The sequence below is a fragment of the Duganella dendranthematis genome (genome assembly GCF_012849375.1).
GTDB classification, from domain to species: Bacteria; Pseudomonadota; Gammaproteobacteria; order Burkholderiales; family Burkholderiaceae_D; genus Rugamonas; species Rugamonas dendranthematis.
This window is the reverse complement of the sequence record NZ_CP051684.1, coordinates 5,012,714-5,032,209: the sequence shown is the minus strand read 5'-3', so window position 1 is coordinate 5,032,209 and position 19,496 is coordinate 5,012,714. Positions and strand designations below refer to the sequence as shown.

The window sequence follows — 19,496 nt, the reverse complement described above, 5'->3', positions numbered from 1 at the left end:
CACTTGCTCAGCATGGACTCCCGCTTTCGCGGGAGTGACGGGCAAAAAAAAAGCGGACCGAAGTCCGCTTTTTTCATTGCTGCCGCGCTTAGTTCTGCGCGACGGTCGGTGCGGCGCTGGCGCCGTCCCAACCACCACCGAGGGCGCGAATCAACGCCACCGTGGTCACGGCGCGATTGCCACGCAGTTGTACCGCAGTGCGCTCCACCGTCGCCAGATTGCGCTGCGCGTCCAGTAGATCCAGATAGCTGGAACGGCCGGCCGCGTACAGCTTCTGCGCCAGATCGGCCGAACGGCGCGCCGATACCACCGCATCTTCAATCTGCACCGTCTGGCCAGCCAGGATACGCAGGCCCGCCAGGTTGTCTTCCACTTCCGCGAACGCCGTCAGCACACTTTGACGATAGGTACCGACCGATTCTTCCAGTGCTGCTTCGCTGCGCGTGATATTGGCCTTGTTGCGACCACCATCGATCAGCGGCATCGACAACGCCGCGCCCAGCAGCCACGAACGGCTGCTCCACTTGAACACGTCGGCCACAGTGTTACCCGAAATGCCGCCCGCATTCGCGTTCAGCATCAGCGACGGGAACATCGCCGAACGCGCCACGCCGATGCGGGCGTTGGCCGCTTCCATCGCGCGCTGTGCGGCGGCGATGTCAGGACGGCGCTCCAGCAGCGACGAAGGCAGACCGGCTGGAATCAGCGGCAGCAGCGTGCCATCCAGCAGCGGGCTGTTACCAGCCGTGTAACTGGCTGCCGGTTTGCCCAGCAGGACCGCCAGCGCATGCTCGGTGGTCACGCGTTGACGCTGCAGGCCAATGGCTTCGGCACGCGAGGTCGCCAGTTCGGTCTTGGCGCGCGCCAGATCGAATTCGCCGATGTCGCCCAGGTCGAAACGACGCTGGTTGACTTTGACGTTTTCTTCGCGGGTCTGCACCGTGCGTGCCAGCGTGTCCAGTTCAGCATCGGTGGCGCGCAGACGGAAATACGTCTGCGCCACATCGGCCTGCACCGACAGCAGCACCGAGCGGTAGGTCGCTTCGACCTGCGCCGCATCGCCACGCGCCGCAGCAACGTTGGACGATACGCGGCCGAACAGATCGACTTCGTAGCTGGCCGTCAGGTTGGCGCTGAATACCTTGGCCGGCGCCACCGGCGTACCGGCCGGCAGGCCCAGTTCCACATCCGACTGGCGCAGGCGCTGGGCGCCGACACCGACGCCGACTTGCGGAATGCGGTCTGCTTCAGCGATACCGGCAATCGCGCGGGCCTGCTTGACGCGGGCCGCCGCCACCGCCAGGTTGGCGTTGGCGCGGGTGGCTTCGTTGATCAGCTCATTCAGGGCTGGATCATTGAAAGCCAGCCACCACTCGCCGCGCGGCTGGGCTTCGGCGGCTTGCGCCGCTTTCCAGGTGCTGCCGTCGGCGGCGGTTTGGGTGGCCGCCGGTTGTTGCGATTCCTTGAACGCGGTGGGCACGTCCATCGCAGGTTGCTTGAACTCCGGCGCTGCGCATGCGGTCATCAGCAAGGCCGCCAGGATGGGCGCTACGCCCTTAGCGATCATATGCAGCTTGTTCATATTAGTGGCTCCCTTCCAGTTTTACCGCAGCGGCATCGCCATCCACGGCAGGTTTTTTCTTCTCCATCTTGACGGCCAGCTTGCGCAGCAGGACGTAGAACACCGGCGTCAGGAACAGGCCGAAGAAGGTTACGCCCAGCATGCCGGCAAACACCGCCACACCCATTGCATGACGCATCTCGGAACCGGCGCCGTGCGAGAACACCAGCGGCAGCACGCCCATGATGAATGCGATCGACGTCATCAGAATCGGACGCAGACGCAGGCGGCAGGCTTCCAGCGCGGCTTCGACGATGGTACGGCCATGGTGCTCCAGCTCCCGTGCAAACTCCACGATCAGAATCGCATTCTTCGACGCCAGGCCAACCAGCACAAACAGCGCGATCTGGGTGAAGACGTTGTTGTCGCCGTGGGTCAGTTTCACGCCCACCAGTGCGCAGAAGATCGACATCGGCACGATCAGGATCACCGCCAGCGGCAGGGTCCAGCTTTCGTATTGCGCCGCCAGCACCAGGAACACCAGCAGTACGCACAGCGGGAACACGTACATCATGGTGTTACCCGACAGGATGTCCTGGTAAACCAGCTCGGTCCACTCGTAGCCAATACCCTTCGGCAGCACTTCGTTGACGATCTTGGTCATTTCAGCCTGCGCTTCACCGGTCGATACGCCAGGTGCGGCGCCGCCGTTGATTTCAGCTGCCACGTAAGCGTTGTAGCGCTGTACGCGATCCGGGCCATAGCTATCCTTGACGCGCATCAGCGACGACAGCGGAATCATCTCGCCCTTGTTGTTGCGGACCTTCAGTTGCGCGATGTCTTCGGCGTGCGAACGGAACTGCTTGTCAGCCTGGACGCGCACCTGGTAGGTGCGGCCGAACTGGTTGAAGTCGTTCACGTACAGCGAGCCCAGATTGATCTGCAAGGTCTGGTAGATCGTATTCAGCGGCACGCCCAGTTGCTTGGCCTTGGCGCGGTCGATGTCGGCGAACAGCTGCGGCACGTTGATCTGGTAGCTGGAGAACACGCCGGCCAGTTTCGGATTCTGCCAGGCCTTCATCTGCACCGCTTGCACGGCTTTGTACAACTCGTCGTAACCCAGGTTGTCGCGGTCTTCGATCATCAGCTTGAAGCCGCCGGTGGTACCCAGACCGCTGACCGGTGGTGGCGACAGCACCAGCACGAAGGCGCCTTCGATTGCGCCCATGCGCTTGTTCATTTCACCGGCGATGGCTTCCGCCGTTTCATTCGGCTTGGTACGCTCGTGGAATGGCTTCAGGCCGAGGAACACGATACCGGCGTTAGGCGCATTGGTGAAACCGTTGATCGACAGCCCAGGGAACGAGATCGAGTTATCGACACCCGGAATGTCCTTGGCGATCTCCGACATCTTGCGGATCACGGCGTCGGTACGGTCCAGCGATGCAGCGTCGGGCAGCTGGGCGAAACCGATCAGGTAACCCTTGTCCTGCGGCGGCACGAAGCCCGGCGGCACGATCTTGAACATGAAGCCCGCAGCGACAGCCAGCACCGCGTAGACGATCAGCGAACCGCCTTTGCGTTTCAGCGCGCCTTTCACGCCGCCTTCATAGCCATGCGACGCACGGTTGAAGAAGCGGTTGAACCAGCGGAAGAAGCCACCAAAGACTTTGTCCATGCCGCGGGTCAGCGCATCTTTCGGTGCGTCGTGTGGTTTCAGCAGCACGGCCGACAGTGCAGGCGCCAGCGTCAGCGAGCTGAATGCCGAGATCACGGTCGAAATCGCGATGGTCAGGGCGAACTGCTTGTAGAACTGGCCCGACAGACCGGAGACGAATGCGATCGGCACGAACACCGCGCACAGTACCAGCGCAATCGCGATGATCGGACCACTCACCTCTTTCATCGCCTGGATGGTCGCGTCATGCGGCGACAAGCCGTTTTCGATGTTACGTTCAACGTTTTCCACCACCACGATCGCATCATCGACCACGATACCGATCGCCAGCACCAGGCCAAACAGCGACAAGGTGTTGATCGAGAAGCCGAAGCCCAGCATCACGGCAAAGGTACCCACCACCGAGACCGGAACGGCCAGCAGCGGAATCAGCGACGCGCGCCAGGTTTGCAGGAAGATGATCACCACCAGTGCCACCAGAATGATCGCTTCGACCAGGGTGTGGATCACGGCGTCGATCGACTCGCGCACGAATTGGGTCGGGTCGTATACAACGCTGTATTCGACGCCTTCCGGGAAATCTTTCGACAGGCGGGCCATGGTGGCGCGCACATCGGACGACAGTTGCAGCGCGTTGGCGTTAGGCGCTTCGAAAATCGGTATCGCCACGGCGGACTTGTTGTTCAGCAGCGAACGCAGGGCATACGAGTTACCGCCCATTTCCAGACGGGCCACATCCTTCAGCAGCGTGACGGCGCCGTCGGCGTTGGTCTTCAGGATGATGTTGCCGAATTCCTCAGGCGACTGCAGACGGCCCTGGGTATTCACGGTCAGCTGGAAGTCCGCGCCTTCGGCCGGACCCTGGCCGATCACACCGGCGGCAACCTGCACGTTCTGCTCGCGGACGGCGTCAACCACGTCGCCGGCGGTCAGGCCGCGCTGGGCCACTTTCTGTGGATCGAGCCAGACGCGCATGGCGTAGTCGCCGGAACCGAACAGCTGTACCTCGCCCATGCCAGGCAGGCGCGCCAGTTGATCCTTGACGTTCAACACCGCGTAGTTACGCAGATACAGGTCGTCGTAACGGCCGTTCGGCGAATTCAAGTGGACCACCATCGTCAAGTTAGGCGACGATTTCACGGTGGTGACACCGATCTGGCGCACTTCTTCCGGCAGGCGGGGCAACGCGCGTTGGACGCGGTTCTGCACCTGGGTTTCAGCTTGCTCGACGTTGGTGCCGATCTTGAAGGTGACGGTCAGCGCCAGCGCGCCGTCCGAGGTGTTTTGCGAGGACATGTACAGCATGTTCTCGACGCCGTTGATCTGTTCCTCAAGCGGCGCAGCCACGGTTTCGGCGATGATCTTCGGATTCGCGCCCGGATATTGCGCGCGCACCACGATCGATGGCGGCACCACGTCCGGATACTCCGAGATCGGCAACTTGAAGATAGCGATCAAGCCGGCGACGAAGATGATAATCGACAGTACCGCCGCAAAAATCGGCTTGTCGACAAAGAATCGAGAGATATTCATTTTTAATTATTCCTTGGAAGTGCCCGTTTTTTTACCATCAGCAGCGGCTACTTTCTGGTCTTTTTTGGCATTCATTTCAGCGGCCAGCGGATCGGCGTCCATCGCCACGGTGGTCGGCGTCACTGGCGCGCCAGGCTTCACGCGTTGCAGGCCGTTGACGACGATTTTCTCGCCGGCTTTCAGACCGTCACGCACGATGCGCAGACCATCGACTTGCTGCCCCAGTTGCACCGGACGGTACTCGGCCTTGTTGTCCTTGCTGACGACGTAGACGAACTTGCGGTTCTGGTCCGTGTTGATGGCGCGGTCGTTGATCAGCAGCGTCGACTTGGCGCCGGTGCTGCCGGCCAGTTGCACGCGGGCGAACAGGCCAGGCACCAGCAGGCCGTCGGCGTTGACCAGGATGGCGCGCATGCGTACCGAACCGCTGCGCGGGTCGAGCTGGTTGTCGACGAATTCCAGCTTGCCTTCGTGCGGGAAGCCGGTTTCGTTGGCCAGGCCGATTTTCACGCTGGCCGGCTTGCCCTGGTGAGCGGCGGCGCCGACGCGCAGGTAGGTGTCTTCGTCACCGTCGAACGAAGCGTAGATCTGGTCCAGCGAAACGACGGAAGTCAGCACGGCCGATGGATCGACCAGATTGCCCAGCGTGATTTCCGCTTTCGACACGCGGCCGTTGATCGGCGACGTCACCTGCGTGTAGCTCAGGTTGAGCTTGGCGGTTTCGTACTGGGCCTGGGCAGCGCGGGCGTCCGCTTCCAGCTGCTTGAAGCTCGACGCCGAAGTGTCGTATTCGCGCTGGGCGATGGCTTTGTCGGCTAGCAGCTTTTCAGCGCGGACCAGTTCCACCTTGGCCAGTTCGGTCTTGGCGCGCGCCGAGCTGGCGGCCGCTTCGGCACGGTTGGCTTCGGCCTGGAATGGACGTGGATCGATGACGAACAACACTTCGCCCTTTTTCACCTGCGAACCCGGCTTGAAGTTGATGGCCGTGATGAAGCCGCCCACGCGCGGACGAATCTGCACCTGGTCGATGGCTTCCAGACGGCCGGAGAACTCCTGCGTCTCGGTGATGGTTTTCTCGACGACCAGCGCTGCCGATACCGGCGGACCGCCGGCAGCGGCCGGTGGTGCTTCGGCTTTGCTGTTCGCTTCGCCGCAACCGGAAAGTGAGAATGCGGCCAGGCCCGCCAGTGCCAGCGCGGCGACCAGCGGTCGGGCGATAGCAGTCATTGAGTTAACGGTTTTCATGTTAATTCCTTTTTGTATGAAAATAATTAATGGAAAGGGCGGCACCGGGCGGTCTCAGGCAAAATCGAGAAAACACGGTACTAGCGCCCCGCTGGCAAGCCAGTGGGGACGTAACTCGGGTACTACTTAAGAAGTGGGGATTCCTATGCGGCTGACGGCGTCTCGGACCGTTCCAGGCCAGCGATGAAACTGGCAATTTCTCCCAGTGCCGAACAACGACAGGCACATTCATTGCGTGCCCCCGCATCCTTCAGGGGCGCCGGCTGCATCCGGCGGACAGTGGTTTTGACGCCGCAGCCGATCAACTTGGCGCCGTACTGTTCCGCCTCGTCGCGCAGCGGATCATCTTCGGTCGACAGGATCAACGCTGGCGGCAGGTTCTTCAGGCGGCTCGACTGCAGCGGCGACGCGTACGGGTGCGTACGATCGGCGGCGTTCGGCAGGTAGCCACGGTAGGCCTTGGCGCAGGCATCGGCCACATCCAGCAGCTCCGGCTCGGCCTGGATTTCGCGCATCGAGCAAGTGGTCAGGCCGGGGTCCAGCATCGGCATCACCAGCACCTGGCCAGCCAACGCCGGACCGCCGCGATCGCGTGACATCAGCGCGCAGACGGCTGCCAGGTTGGCGCCCGCTTCAATCCCGGCCACCAGCAATTGCTTGCCGGTCCAGCCCAGCTTGGCCTTGTTCTTCTTGGCCCATACCAATACCGCGTGAGCATCTTCCACTGCTGCCGGGAAGGGTTTTTCTGTCGCTAAAGTATAAGCAGATGCTAACACCGCCACATGCTGGCTGTCGTCTGCCAAATGGCGCAAAAACATGTCCGCGTCTTCCAGATCACCACCGACAAAGCCGCCGGCGTGGAAGAAGACCAGCAGCATGTCGCGCTTGGCGCCGGCATCGCCGCTGGTATAGAGGCGCGCGGCCAGTGGACCTTCCGCGCCCTTGACTTCCAGGCTGCGGATTTTGAGTTGGTCCGATAAAACCGGCAGGGCCTCTACTGGATTGTTCATTGCTGCACCGTTCCTGAGTCGTTGGAGGACAACATGTTAGCAGGATCGCAGGGGTTATCGCCGCTAGCGACCAGCATCAGCGCGCGCACGCCGCGCACCTCCGCCTTGGCGCTATGAGAATAAGCATCCGTATAAATCACGCTTGCCAGTGCCGCCGATGTCAGCGCCAGTGTAACCATTGCAAAAATTGCATCCCGATATTTCATGATGAGTCCTCCTTTCTTCGTCTTTTACTTTGTGCAGTACAGCAATCTTAAACTTGATCTACAATCCGATAAAGATGGCAAAGTCGAATTGATTGTTCAGGATTCCGAACAATTGGACCAAAGATGAATAAACTTCAAGCGATGGAAGTGTTTGTGCAGGTGGTAGACGCGGGCGGCTTTACGCGCGCGGCGGACGCCATGAAGCTGCCGAAGGCAACCGTCTCCACCCTGATCCAGTCGCTGGAAGGCGCGCTGGCGGTCAAACTACTGCACCGGACCACGCGCCACGTCAGCGTCACGGCCGATGGCGCGGCCTATTATGAGCGCTGCCTGCGCATCCTGTCCGACGTGCGCGAGGCCGAGGAATCGCTGTCGCGCACCCGGCTCAGCCCGTCCGGCCGGCTGCGGGTCGACGCCCCCACCGGTCTGGCCAGCGACGTCATCGTGCCGGCCCTGCCGCAGTTTTTTGAACAGTATCCGGACATCCAGCTGGAACTGGGCTGCAGCGACCGCCCGGTGGACCTGATCGAGGAAGGCGTCGATTGTGCCGTGCGCGGCGGCGCGCTGGGCGATTCCAGCCTGATCGCGCGCCGGGTCGGCATTCTGCACTTCGTCACCTGCGCCTCGCCGGCCTATCTGGAACGCTACGGCCGGCCGGCGCACCCGAACGAACTGCTGCGCCACCGTTGCGTCAACTATTTTTCCGCGCGCACCGGTAAAATCTTCGACTGGGACTTTACGCGCGACGGCGAGCGGGTGCAGGTCGCCCTGCCCGGCCACATCGCGCTGAACGACAGCAATGCCTACATCGCGGCCGGCATCGCCGGGCTGGGCATCATACAGATGGCCAACTTCATGATGGAGCCGATGCTCAAGGACGGCCGCTTTGAACTGATACTGGACGAGTGGATCAGCGATCCCTTGCCGGTGCACGTGGTCTATCCACAGAACCGCCACCTGTCGGCCAAGGTGCGCGTGTTTGTCGAATGGGTCGCCGAACTGTTTTCCAATCACCCCGGTATGCGCCTGCCGAAGATGCCCGCGCGTGCCACACCGCTGGAGATAGCCATATGACTGAAACCACCCGCATTGTCTTCCTGGACCGCGACAGTGTCATCGCCAACGTCCGCAAGCCGTCGTTTGCGCATGAATGGACCGAGTACCCGTCGACCCCGACGGGCGAGACGGTACAGCGCCTGCGCGACGCCCGCGCCAGCATCGTCATCACCAACAAGGTGGCGCTCAGCGCCGACGACCTGGCGCAGCTGCCGGACGTGAAGCTGATCGCGGTGGCAGCTACCGGCACCAATATCGTCGACCTGGCGGCGGCCAGGGAGCGCGGCATCGTCGTCACCAATATCCGCAACTATGCGGTGCACACGCTGCCCGAGCACACGTTTGCGCTGATCCTGGCCTTGCGCCGGCAACTGGTGGCGTATCGGCAAGATATCGAGGCGGGACTGTGGCAGAAGTCGGAGCGCTTCTGCCTGTTCGGCCATCCGATTTCCGACCTGGCCGGCAGCCGGCTGGGCCTGTTCGGCTACGGCGCGCTGGGCAAGTCCACGGCGCAGATCGCGCGCGCGTTCGGCATGGAAGTGATCGTGCATAACCGTTCGCCGCTGCCGGATGCGGCCGCCGACGGCGTGCGCGAAGCCAGCTTTGACGAGGTGTTGGAAACCTCGGACGTGATCAGCCTGCACCTGCCGCTGACCGACCAGACCCGCAATATGATCAGCGCCAAGGAGCTGATCCGCATGAAGCGCAGCGCGCTGCTGATTAACACCGCGCGCGGCGGCCTGGTGGATGAAGTGGCGCTGGCCGATGCCTTGCGCAGCGGCCTGATCGCCGGCGCCGGTGTCGACGTGCTGGTGACGGAACCGCCACCGGCCGACAATGTGCTGCTCAACCTGCGCCTGCCCAACTTCATTTTGACGCCGCACTCGGCCTGGGCCAGCACGCAAGCGATGCAGACGCTGGTCGATCAGCTGATCGACAACATCGAAGCGTGGCACGCGGGCGCGCCACGCAACGTGGTTACTTAACGTCCAGCAGTTCGACGTCGAAGATCAGGGTGGCGTTCGGCGGGATCGGGCCGGCGCCGTTGGCGCCGTAACCCATGGCGGCCGGCACGATCAGGGTGCGCTTGCCGCCGATCTTCATGCCCTGCACGCCTTCGTCCCAGCCCGGGATGACCTGGCCAGCGCCGAGGCGGAAGCTGAACGGCTCACGGCCGATCGACGAATCAAACTTGGCGCCATGCTGGTCCGGTGCATCCGGTACGAACAGCCAGCCGGTGTAGTTGACGATGGCGGTCACGCCAGCCTTGGCTTCCGTGCCGGTGCCGACAACGGTGTCATTTTTTTGCAGCGCAGTGACCGCAGCAGCAGCTGGAGCGGCGGCAGGCGCGGCGGCAGGCGCATCGGCAGCGCCGGCGGCAGGCGCCGAAGCTGGCGCGGTCTCAGGCGTTTTGTTGCGATCGCAGGCGGACAAGGTCAGGGCCAGCGTCAGGCCGATTGCGCAAGAAGAGATCAGATGTTTCATGGTGGCTTTCTTGTTGATGAGGCCAGCAGCTTACACGATATTGATCTCATCCACGCGCAAATGGTGCTGCGCATCGAAGGCCCACACGGTTTCATAATCGACTTCAAACAGGTGGCCGTCCGGGTCCTTGAAATAGCCCGCCACGCCCCAGTCCGTGCGCGTGGCCGGCTTGACGATGACGCCGCCCGCCTCCACCGCCTGGGCCAGGATGCGCGGCACATCCTCGGCGCTGCGCGTCAGATGGATCAGCGCCACGCCGGAGAAGCCCGGCTTGCCCGTGTCGGAAGCCAGCGCATCGCGCGCGAAATCGGCGCGGTTGATCAGGCAAATCGCATAACCGCCCATATTGAATTTGACGAAGCCGTCGTTGCCGGTCGGCGAACGGCGCCAGCCCAACGCCTCGTAAAATTTGGCCGAGCGCGCCACATCCTCCACCCCCAGCAGCACCAGATGGATGCGCTGGCTGGGCGGCAGCGCGCTGGCCGCTTCATAGGTATGTCCTGACGGCTGATCCAGCATCAGAAACTTCCCGGCAACAGAATGTTTTGATCGACCTGCTGCACATCGCGCAGGCCGCAGAAGGCCATGGTCAGGTCCAGCTCGTTGCGGATGATGTCCAGGCACTTGCTCACGCCCTGCTCGCCCATCGCGCCCAGTCCATACAGGAAGGGACGGCCGATATAGACGCCTTTCGCCCCCAGCGCCAGCGCCTTGATTACGTCCTGGCCGGAACGGATGCCGCCGTCCATGTGCACTTCAATGTCTTTGCCGACCGCCGCCGCAATGCGCGGCAGCGCGCCGATCGACGATTCCGCGCCGTCCAGCTGGCGGCCGCCGTGGTTGGAGACAATCAGCGCATCGGCGCCGTTTTCCACGCACAGCCGCGCATCCTCTTCATCCATGATGCCTTTGATGATCAGCTTACCGCCCCAGCGCTGCTTGATCCACGCCACGTCTTTCCACGACAGGCTGAGGTCGAACTGCTGCGAGGTCCACGACGACAGCGACGACATATCCGACACCGACTTCGCGTGACCGACGATATTGCCGAAAGTACGGCGCCTGGTGCCCAGCATGCCCAGGCACCAGCGCGGCTTGGTGGCCAGGTTGAGCAGGTTGGCGACCGTCAGCTTGGGCGGGGCCGACAGGCCGTTGCGCAGATCCTTGTGGCGCTGGCCCAGTACCTGCAAGTCCAGCGTCAGCACCAGCGCCGAGCAGTTGGCAGCCTTGGCGCGGTCGATCAGGTTGTTGATGAAATCGCGGTCCTTCATCACATACAGCTGGAACCAGAACGGCTTGCTGGTGTTGGCGGCGATGTCTTCAATCGAGCAGATGCTCATGGTGGACAAGGTGAAGGGCACGCCGAATTTTTCCGCCGCCTTGGCCGCCAGGATTTCGCCATCGGCGTGCTGCATGCCGGTCAGGCCGGTCGGCGCCAGCGCCACCGGCATCGCCACCGGCTGGCCGATCATGGTGCTGGCCAGCGTGCGGTTTTCCAGGTTGACCGCCACCCGCTGGCGGAACTTGATCTTGCCGAAGTCTTCGTTATTGGCGCGGTAGGTCGATTCGGTCCACGAACCGGCATCAGCGTAATCGTAAAACATGCGCGGCACGCGCTTCTGTGCCAGCACGCGCAAGTCTTCAATATTAGTGATGATGGCCATCCGCGCTCCCCTTTTATTATGATCAATAGATCATCAGGCATTTCGCGGCAAAAGCCAAGTTCGGCGATGATTTAGCGAATATAGAGCTGGAACATCGCATACTGCATAGCGAATTGCAGCGCGGTAGTGGATAGCACCACGGCGATCACCCAATTGCGCAGGCTCTGGTTGACCCGCTGGAGGTCTTCCTTGGTGGCGAAATGTGACAGGCGCTCATCGAGAATGGCCTTTAATTCCGCCTTGGTTACGTAGTTATCGCGAATTTCTTTCACAATATCGAGTACTGATTCCATGTGATACTCCAACAATGAGATGCGCACCTCGCCGCTCTTATCATTCGCCATGATGCTCTCCTGGTCAAGACAGGCAGTCTATCGTGCGCCGCACAGCGCATATATGCGTAAACGCAAAACGCAAAGCAAAAGGGCCTGAAGATTTCTCTTCAGGCCCTTCTACTCACGAATTTTGGTGCGGCTGGCAGGAATCGAACCCACGACCCCTTGGTTCGTAGCCAAGTACTCTATCCAGCTGAGCTACAGCCGCGAAACACTACATCATAGCCGGACTACGACATCCGACTATTTACTAAATTTTGGTGCGGCTGGCAGGAATCGAACCCACGACCCCTTGGTTCGTAGCCAAGTACTCTATCCAGCTGAGCTACAGCCGCGCAAAACAAGATTATAACAGCACTTTCTTGTTTAAAAACAGAAGAATCTTCCAATTCTCCCGGTAAAACTAGTGGTGCGGCTGGCAGGAATCGAACCCACGACCCCTTGGTTCGTAGCCAAGTACTCTATCCAGCTGAGCTACAGCCGCACTGTGCAAGCATTATAAAGCATCAATTTCGTTTTGCAAAGTTTGATATTTTCTATCATTTAATCGGTTCAGTGCACGAAACACCGAATCAACCGCTTTGCAAACTGCTTTACCGCAAGCCTTTCAAACAGCATGCCGTTCGAAAGAAGCAGCATTATAGGGACACTCCCCGGGCTTGTCCAGCACTCTGTGCTTGGAGCAACTTCAGGTGCCGAATTCGGCCGCCGCCTTGGCCGACCACAGCGCCTCGTTATACGACGGATACGGATCGCCATAACAATCCACATGGCCGTCGGCGCCGACAAACTTGATCCACCAGCCGGCGCTGTCCGACAGGATGGCAATATCGCCCTCGCGGCAATGCCCGCCTATCTCCTCGCCCGCCGCCAATACCACGATCTTCACCTTGCGGTGCTTGATGACTTCAGCCATGTTTCCCTCGCTTCATTCATGCCAGTGATTGCGCACATTACGAATTTGAATTTGCATTCTTTTGCGCGTTGCAGCATTATGCAGTTGTCTCCTCTATTCTCCTCCAAGGAAATAGATTTAGCCCGCTCCTGTAGCGGGCTTTTTTTTTACCGTGTAGGATGCACTCAGCTGTGCCTTTTAACAAGACAGATAGAAGATAGATAACAGAGAGCGCCCGCATCGAATGAATCACCCTGCCGCCGTCACGCCGCCAACGCCCGATTGGTCACAAACCGCCCTCGGCGATGCCGCCAGTTGGCCGTCCAGCCTGCGCCTGACCATCGACATCCTGCTCAACTCCCCGCAAGCCATGCTGCTGATGTGGGGACCGCAGCAAATCATGGTTTACAACGAAGCTTACGCCGCCCTGATCGGCCTGCCCAGCCTGCGCGCGCCCGGCGGCAACGTGCCGTCCATGCAGCCGGCCGCCTGGAGCTGGAGCAGCGCCGCCCTGGCCCCGGTACGGGAAGGCAACAGCCTCAGCTATCGCGGCTGCAACCTGCCGCTGTGGCGCGACGGCCGCATGGAGCAGCAAGCGCTGGACCTGTATTACACACCGGTGCCCGGCGACGACGGCATAGCCGGCTTCCTGTGCACGCTGGCGCTGGCCCGTCCAACCGCCTCGGCCGACAACCAGGCGCCGCTGCGCCTGCTGGTGGTGGAAGACAACAACGATGCCCGCTACCTGGTGTGCGAAACCCTGCGCGCGCTGGGCCATGAAGTGGAAGCCGTGGCCAGCGGCGAGGAAGCGCTGCCGATGCTGGGCCAGCACCAGTTCGACGTGTTGTTCACCGACGTCAGCCTGCCCGGCATGTCCGGCGTCGACCTGGCGCGTCAGGCTCTGCAACAGCGGCCTCAACTGGCAATCTTGTTCGCCTCCGGCTATGGCGACGAGCTGACCCGGCGCCTGGAATTCCCAGCCCAATCCTTGCAAAAACCCTACGATATCGAGCAACTGCAGACCATGCTGGAACAAATCGCCGCAACGCTGCGCCCCGGCTGATTAGCAGCCGCGTCGGCGGACTGCCAACCGTGCGGAGGCAGCGCGGGGGTTGGAGCTAGAATGAATCCATGATAGTTCAGAACGACTCCAGCGGCCCCCTGCCTCTTGCGCCGGACGCGCATGATGAGTTGTTGCGCGCCAGGGAGGCGTTGCGCCAAAGCCAGCTGGAACTGCGCGCGCTGGCCAACTCCATGCCGCAACTGGCCTGGATCGCCGAACAGGACGGCGCCGTGGTCTGGTACAACCAGCGCTGGTACGACTACACCGGCACCACCCCGGAGCAGATGACCGACAACGGCTGGCAGCGCGTGTACGCGCCGGACTGCCTGGCCGCCATGATCACCCACTGGGAACAGTCCTGCCGCAGCGGCAAGCCGTTTGAACTGGAAGTGCCGATCCGTAGTGCCAGCGGCGAGTTCCGCTGGTTCCTGATGCTGGCCAATCCGGTCCACCGCGCCGACGGCAGCGTGTTGCGCTGGTTCGGCACCTGCACCGATGTCGACCAGGTCAAGCGCGCGCAGGAAGCGTTGCGCGACGAGACCGCCGTGCTGGAGCTGCTCAACCGCACCGGCGCCGCGCTGGCCTCGCAACGCGACCTCAATCCACTGTTGCAAGACGTCACCGACGCCGCCACCAGCATCAGCGGCGCGCGCTTCGGCGCCTTCTTCTACCACAGCACCAACGGCGCCGGCGAGACCATGGCGCCGCACACGCTGTCGACCGGGGCCGCCGACGCCTTCGCCCATTTTGCCGAACAGCGCGCCGCCGCCCTGTTCGGCCCCAGCATGCGCGGCGAAGGCTCGGTGCGCTGCGACGACCTGGCGCCGGACGGCCCACCGGGCCAGCCGCTGGTGCGCAGCTACCTGGCGGTGCCGGTGGCGCTGCGCAGCGGCGCCGTGATCGGCTGCCTGATGTTCGGCCATCCGGAGCCAGGCATGTTCAGCGAGCGCACCGAACGCATCATCCGCGCCATTGCCGCCCAGGCCGCTGTGGCGATCGACAACGCGCAGCTGTACGAAGCCTCGCAGCGCGCCGCCGAAGAACGCAAGCTGCTGCTCGATTCCGAACGCCAGGCGCGCGCCGAAGCCGAACGCACCAGCCAGCTGAAGGATGAATTCCTGGCCACGCTGTCGCACGAGCTGCGCACGCCGCTGACCGCCATCCTCGGCTGGGCGCAGGTGCTGCGCCGGGGCAGCCGCGGCGAGGCCGACCTGCACCGCGGCCTGCAAACCATCGAACGCAACGCCCGCACCCAGGCCCAGTTGATCGAAGACTTGCTGGACATGAGCAGCATCGCCTCCGGCCGTGTCAAGCTGGAGATGCAGACGCTGGGGCCGGCCGCGATTGCCGCCGCCGCCATCGAATCGGTGCGCGCCGCCGCCGAGGCCAAGCAGATCCGCATCGACAAGGACTTTGCTGTCATGCCCGGCATGGTGGTAGGCGATCCGCACCGCCTGCAACAAATCCTGTGGAATTTGCTGAGCAACGCGCTCAAGTTCACGCCGCGTGGCGGCGCGGTCACGGTGGGCGTACAGCGCGAAGGTGATCAGATTGCCATCAGCGTGCACGACAGCGGCATCGGCATACCGGCCGACTTCCTCAACCATGTATTCGAGCGCTTCCGCCAGGCCGACGCCACCACCACCCGCGAGCACGGTGGCCTGGGGCTGGGGCTGGCCATCGTCAAGCATCTGGTCGAGCAGCATGGCGGCACCATCAGCGTGGCCAGCGAGGGCGAAGGCCGCGGCGCCTGCTTCACGCTGCGGCTGCCGCGCCACGATGCGCTGCAAGCGACCAATGACCCGCTGCCACTGCCGGCCAGTGCCCATGGTGCGGCGCATGATTTAACCGGCCTGCAAGTGCTGGTGGTCGATGACGAAGACGATGCGCGCGAACTGATCCGCCGCATCCTGTCCGACTGCAATGCCGACGTACTGACCGCCGCCACCGCCACCGAGGCCTTACTGTTATTGCAACACGAGCGACCGGACCTGATGGTCAGCGATCTCGGCATGCCGGAGGTGGACGGTTACGGCCTGCTGGACCGGATCCGCGCGCTGGGTCCGGCGCGCGGCGGCGACTTGCCGGCCATCGCGCTGACGGCGTTTGCCCGTTCCGAAGACCGTATCAAGGCGCTGTCCAGCGGCTTCCTGGCGCATATCGCCAAGCCGGTCGAACCGAATGAGCTGATTGCCAAGGTGGCCGCCATGGGCGCCTCCCGCCGCATCGCCTGAAATCGATGCCATCATGATCACAAGCGTGATTAAATTTCCATGCGGCAACTTTACAACTCCTACTTTATGACGCGGCAATGTCCTACAAGCAATCTACGAAACTCTTGATACACTACAAAACTGCATAAAACGGTGTGGAATGTTTTCCATTAAGTAATAAAAATGCTTGTGTGCGGCGCACCACCCCAACATTGCGCTATTATCGAATTACTATTAAACGTAAAAGACTGAGACCATCATGCCGAGCCGAGACGAAATCCTGAACGCCAAGATCCTGGTGGTGGATGACAGCGCCGACAATGTCGAACTGATGTTGGAGATTTTGCGCGAGGCCGGCTATACGGATGTGTCCTCCACCATGCTGCCGGAACAGGTGTGCCCGCTGCACCGCCAGCAGTGCTACGACCTGATTTTGCTGGACCTGCAAATGCCGGGCCTGAACGGTTTCCAGGTCATGAAGGGCCTGAAGGAAATCGAACAGGGCGGCTACCTGCCGGTGCTGGCGCTGACCGCCCAGCCTAGCTTCAAGATCGCCGCGCTGGAAGCCGGTGCGCGCGATTTCATCAGCAAGCCCTTCGATCTGCTCGAAGTCCACAAACGCATCCACAATATGCTGGAAGTACGCCTGCTGTACAAGGAACTGGCACAGTACAGCCGCCAGCAGCAGGAACTGGCGCTGCACGATCCGCTGACCGCCCTGCCCAACCGCCGCTTGCTGGAAGACCGCATCGCAACCGTCTTGCAGCACGCCTCGCGCCAGCAGAACAAGGCCGCCGTCATGTATCTCGATCTTGATGGCTTCAAAACCATCAACGATACCCATGGCCACGCCTACGGCGACGACATACTCAAGCAGGTGGCGCAACGCCTGGTCGGCTGTTCGCGCAAGGAAGACACCGTGGCGCGCGTTGGCGGCGACGAGTTCGTCATCGTCATGGGCGACATCGCGCATGTCGGCGACACCCAGGAGCCGGCCAACAAGCTGATCGAGGCAGTCGCGCAGCCGTATATCGTCAACGGCCTGACGCTGCAACTGTCGACCAGCATCGGCGTCGCCCTGTTCCCCGACGACGCCACCGAAGTGGCAGCGCTGATCGCCGCTGCCGATGGCGCGCTCTACGAAGCCAAGCGCTCCGGCAAGAACCGCTGCTGCACCGCGCAGTCGATGCGCAACCAGCCAGCCCAACACCACACCATGTCCGCCACGCCGGCATGAAACAAGCGGGCCGCAGCCCGCTTGTTTCATATCGCAGCAGCGCTTAGTGCGCTGCTTCTTCCTTCAGGCCGGTCTTGGTGGACTCTTCTACCTTGCCGGCATGCTGATGGTCTTCATGCGCGTTCACTACGTCCGGAGGGACTTCGATGCGGGTAATGCCGGAATCAATCGACACCGGATCGCTGGCCGGGAAAGTCATTTCCACGGCGCTGTCCAGCAGGGTTTCGCGCGCCTGCTCGGCCGGCGTTTCCTGCTCCAGCTCGGCCAGGGTAGTGATCGCCACCGCCCATTTGACGAACTCCAGGTTGGCCAGGTCGCGCACCGTGACCACGTTGAAGGCCTGCGTCAGCGCCTTGGCATCCTTGGCGCTCAGGCCGCGCAAGGCGCTGGTCGGTGCATCGGCCAGCGCGCGGAAGCTGTGGCCCACATATTCTTTGTCCACGACAGTATCGATGTTCATGATGGAATCCTTTAAGTTGACGTCCTGGCCTACTCTGACAGCAAGGCGCCGGCGGGTCTGTGCGCGAGCGAACACTGCCCCGGCCAGGCGCCGTCCGTGTCCGGTTCAACTCAGCTGTTTTTGACTTTCATTTACCCCCTTGTTATGATCAATTGTGCATCTCGCAGCGTGCAGAGAACCCGTGCCTAACGTGCCTAAAATCGACAAACCCAAGATTCTGGTCGTCAATGACGACGCCAACAGCCTGTTCGCGCTGACCAGCCTGCTCGCCCAATGGGCCGAGCAGGAAGCCTATGAAGTCCTGGCTGCACGCTCGGGCCAGGATGCGCTGCGCCAGGTGCTGATGCACGACTTCGCCGTCATCCTGCTGGACGTCAACATGCCCGGCATGGACGGCTTTGAAACCGCCGAAGCGATCCACGCCCGCGCGCGCTCGGCCGACATCCCGATCATCTTCATCACCGCCTTCCTCGCCGACGAACTGGACCGCCTGAAGGCTTACCAGCACGGCGCCGTCGACTTCCTGTTCACGCCGGTCATCCCGCAGGTGCTGTACGCCAAGATCGCGGTGTTCGTGGCCTTGGCCATGAAGAACGAGGAACTGAAGAAGCAGGCGCGCCAGCTGAGTCAGCGCACCACTGAACTGACCGCCACCAACCAGCGCCTGACCCGCGAAATCGAAGAACGCAAGTCGATGGAGCGGCAGAACCATGCCAAGGATGAATTCCTCGCCATGCTGGGTCACGAACTGCGCAATCCGCTCAGCGCCATCAGCAGCGCCGCTTCGCTGATCGGCCTGCCCGGCGTGTCGGTCGACGGCGTGCAGCGCGCCAAGAAAATCATCCAGCGCCAGAGCCAGCACCTGGGCCGCATCGTCGACGATTTGCTGGACCTGTCACGCGCCATGTCCGGCAAGATTTTGCTGAACCGCGTGCCGCTCGACCTGTCCAAGCTGGTGGCGACAGCGCTGGAAACCTGCCGCGCCACCGGCCGCAGCACCGACTACGACCTGGTGCAGGACCTGGATGCCGGCTGGATTGAGGGCGATCCAACCCGGCTGGAACAAATCACCAGCAACCTGCTCGATAACGCCCTCAAGTACACGCCGCCCGGCGGCCGCGTCGAAGTTCGCACCTGGACCGAAAACGACGACGTGGTGCTGAGCGTGCGCGACACCGGGGTCGGCATCGCCGCCGAGCTGCTGCCGCATGTGTTCGATGTCTTCGTCCAAGGCAGTAGCACGCTGGACCGTTCGCAGGGCGGGCTGGGCATCGGCCTGTCGCTGGTACGCCGGCTGGCTGAGCTGCACGGCGGCGGCATCGATGCCGAAAGTGCCGGCGAAAACCGCGGCAGCACCTTCACGCTGCGCATGCCGCGCATCGAACATCAGGTGGCGCCATTGGCGCTGCCAGTAACGTCGCTGAGCGAGCACGGCAAGCCTCGCGTGCTGCTGATCGAAGACAACGACGACGGCCGCGAAATGATGACCATGATGCTGGGTGGTTACGGCTACGACGTCACCTCGGCCGCCGACGGCCTGCTGGGACTGGACGCCGCGCGCGACCACCAGCCCGACCTGGCGCTGGTCGACATCGGCCTGCCCGGTATCGACGGCTACGAAGTGGCGCGCCGGCTGCGTGCCGACCCGGCCACGCGCGACATCAAGCTGATCGCCCTGACCGGCTACGGCCTGGCGGAAGACCTGCGGCGCGTGATGGAAGCCGGCTTCGACCGCCACCTGGTCAAGCCGGTCGATATCGACCAGTTGATGGAAGTGATCGATACCTGTGCGCGGGTGCCGGTCCGACAATAGGGATAGCCGCCGCGCACGCTTGCACCACGTGCGCCACGACCG

General features: G+C 62.3%; 17 protein-coding genes and 3 tRNA genes. 6 read left to right on the top strand and 14 right to left on the bottom strand.

The window, feature by feature from the left end; all coding sequences use genetic code 11:
- Window positions 1-88: 88 nt before the first annotated feature.
- The 5 genes from HH213_RS23135 to HH213_RS23115 all read right to left on the bottom strand — a co-directional run bounded on the left by HH213_RS23135 (window position 89) and on the right by HH213_RS23115 (window position 7,233).
- Window positions 89-1,582: an efflux transporter outer membrane subunit gene (locus tag HH213_RS23135; RefSeq protein WP_169113790.1), complete on the bottom strand. Its 1,494-nt coding sequence runs from the start codon at window positions 1,580-1,582 to the stop codon at window positions 89-91.
- A gap of 1 nt (window position 1,583) precedes the next feature.
- Entirely contained in the window at window positions 1,584-4,772 is a 3,189-nt protein-coding gene (locus HH213_RS23130; protein ID WP_169113789.1) for an efflux RND transporter permease subunit, read from the bottom strand.
- Between the two features lie 6 nt (window positions 4,773-4,778).
- A complete protein-coding gene (locus HH213_RS23125) occupies window positions 4,779-6,017 on the bottom strand; it encodes an efflux RND transporter periplasmic adaptor subunit (protein WP_169113788.1) in 1,239 nt (412 codons plus the stop codon).
- A 143-nt stretch (window positions 6,018-6,160) separates the two neighbouring features.
- Window positions 6,161-7,027 carry an alpha/beta hydrolase gene (locus HH213_RS23120; RefSeq protein WP_110848210.1) on the bottom strand — a complete coding sequence of 289 codons (867 nt, stop codon included), beginning with the start codon at window positions 7,025-7,027 and terminating at the stop codon, window positions 6,161-6,163.
- Window positions 7,024-7,233: a hypothetical protein gene (locus tag HH213_RS23115; protein ID WP_169113787.1), complete on the bottom strand. Its 210-nt coding sequence runs from the start codon at window positions 7,231-7,233 to the stop codon at window positions 7,024-7,026. The genes HH213_RS23120 and HH213_RS23115 overlap by 4 nt, the downstream gene beginning before the upstream one ends.
- A gap of 123 nt (window positions 7,234-7,356) precedes the next feature.
- Here HH213_RS23115 and HH213_RS23110 point away from each other — a divergent pair, with 123 nt between their 5' ends.
- A complete protein-coding gene (locus HH213_RS23110) occupies window positions 7,357-8,307 on the top strand; it encodes a LysR family transcriptional regulator (protein ID WP_110848212.1) in 951 nt (316 codons plus the stop codon).
- Window positions 8,304-9,275: a D-2-hydroxyacid dehydrogenase gene (locus HH213_RS23105; protein WP_169113786.1), complete on the top strand. Its 972-nt coding sequence runs from the start codon at window positions 8,304-8,306 to the stop codon at window positions 9,273-9,275. The genes HH213_RS23110 and HH213_RS23105 overlap by 4 nt, the downstream gene beginning before the upstream one ends.
- Here HH213_RS23105 and HH213_RS23100 read toward each other — a convergent pair.
- From HH213_RS23100 to HH213_RS23065, 8 genes are all read right to left on the bottom strand, one after another.
- Complete coding sequence (locus HH213_RS23100) at window positions 9,268-9,774, bottom strand: FKBP-type peptidyl-prolyl cis-trans isomerase (RefSeq protein ID WP_174864428.1); 507 nt, start codon at window positions 9,772-9,774, stop codon at window positions 9,268-9,270. The genes HH213_RS23105 and HH213_RS23100 overlap by 8 nt on opposite strands.
- A 30-nt stretch (window positions 9,775-9,804) precedes the next feature.
- On the bottom strand, window positions 9,805-10,293 hold the full coding sequence (locus HH213_RS23095) for a VOC family protein (RefSeq protein WP_169113785.1): 489 nt from the start codon (window positions 10,291-10,293) through the stop codon (window positions 9,805-9,807).
- On the bottom strand, window positions 10,293-11,438 hold the full coding sequence (locus HH213_RS23090; RefSeq protein ID WP_169113784.1) for an alpha-hydroxy acid oxidase: 1,146 nt from the start codon (window positions 11,436-11,438) through the stop codon (window positions 10,293-10,295). Before HH213_RS23090 ends, HH213_RS23095 begins: the two co-directional genes overlap by 1 nt.
- Before the next feature lie 71 nt (window positions 11,439-11,509).
- Entirely contained in the window at window positions 11,510-11,782 is a 273-nt protein-coding gene (locus HH213_RS23085; protein WP_169113783.1) for a hypothetical protein, read from the bottom strand.
- 122 nt (window positions 11,783-11,904) lie between these two features.
- Window positions 11,905-11,981 (bottom strand) — tRNA-Arg (locus tag HH213_RS23080).
- A 50-nt stretch (window positions 11,982-12,031) separates the two neighbouring features.
- Window positions 12,032-12,108: transfer RNA gene (locus HH213_RS23075), tRNA-Arg, on the bottom strand.
- A 72-nt stretch (window positions 12,109-12,180) separates the two neighbouring features.
- Window positions 12,181-12,257: transfer RNA gene (locus HH213_RS23070), tRNA-Arg, on the bottom strand.
- A 204-nt stretch (window positions 12,258-12,461) separates the two neighbouring features.
- Window positions 12,462-12,689 (bottom strand): hypothetical protein, encoded by a 228-nt coding sequence (locus tag HH213_RS23065; protein WP_110848217.1) that lies wholly within the window; start codon window positions 12,687-12,689, stop codon window positions 12,462-12,464.
- Window positions 12,690-12,912: 223 nt separating this feature from the next.
- Between HH213_RS23065 and HH213_RS23060 the strand changes: the two genes are divergently transcribed.
- The 3 genes from HH213_RS23060 to HH213_RS23050 all read left to right on the top strand — a co-directional run bounded on the left by HH213_RS23060 (window position 12,913) and on the right by HH213_RS23050 (window position 17,181).
- Entirely contained in the window at window positions 12,913-13,731 is an 819-nt protein-coding gene (locus HH213_RS23060) for a response regulator (RefSeq protein ID WP_110848218.1), read from the top strand.
- Window positions 13,732-13,799: 68 nt separating this feature from the next.
- A complete protein-coding gene (locus HH213_RS23055) occupies window positions 13,800-15,965 on the top strand; it encodes a PAS domain-containing hybrid sensor histidine kinase/response regulator (RefSeq protein WP_169113782.1) in 2,166 nt (721 codons plus the stop codon).
- A 238-nt stretch (window positions 15,966-16,203) separates the two neighbouring features.
- A complete protein-coding gene (locus HH213_RS23050) occupies window positions 16,204-17,181 on the top strand; it encodes a diguanylate cyclase domain-containing protein (RefSeq protein ID WP_110848220.1) in 978 nt (325 codons plus the stop codon).
- 43 nt (window positions 17,182-17,224) lie between these two features.
- On the opposite strand, the gene HH213_RS23045 is transcribed toward HH213_RS23050, so the two are convergent.
- Entirely contained in the window at window positions 17,225-17,641 is a 417-nt protein-coding gene (locus tag HH213_RS23045; RefSeq protein ID WP_110848221.1) for a hypothetical protein, read from the bottom strand.
- A 190-nt stretch (window positions 17,642-17,831) separates the two neighbouring features.
- On the opposite strand from HH213_RS23045, the gene HH213_RS23040 reads away from it, so the two are divergent.
- Window positions 17,832-19,454 carry a response regulator gene (locus HH213_RS23040; protein WP_169115338.1) on the top strand — a complete coding sequence of 541 codons (1,623 nt, stop codon included), beginning with the start codon at window positions 17,832-17,834 and terminating at the stop codon, window positions 19,452-19,454.
- Window positions 19,455-19,496 lie beyond the last annotated feature (42 nt).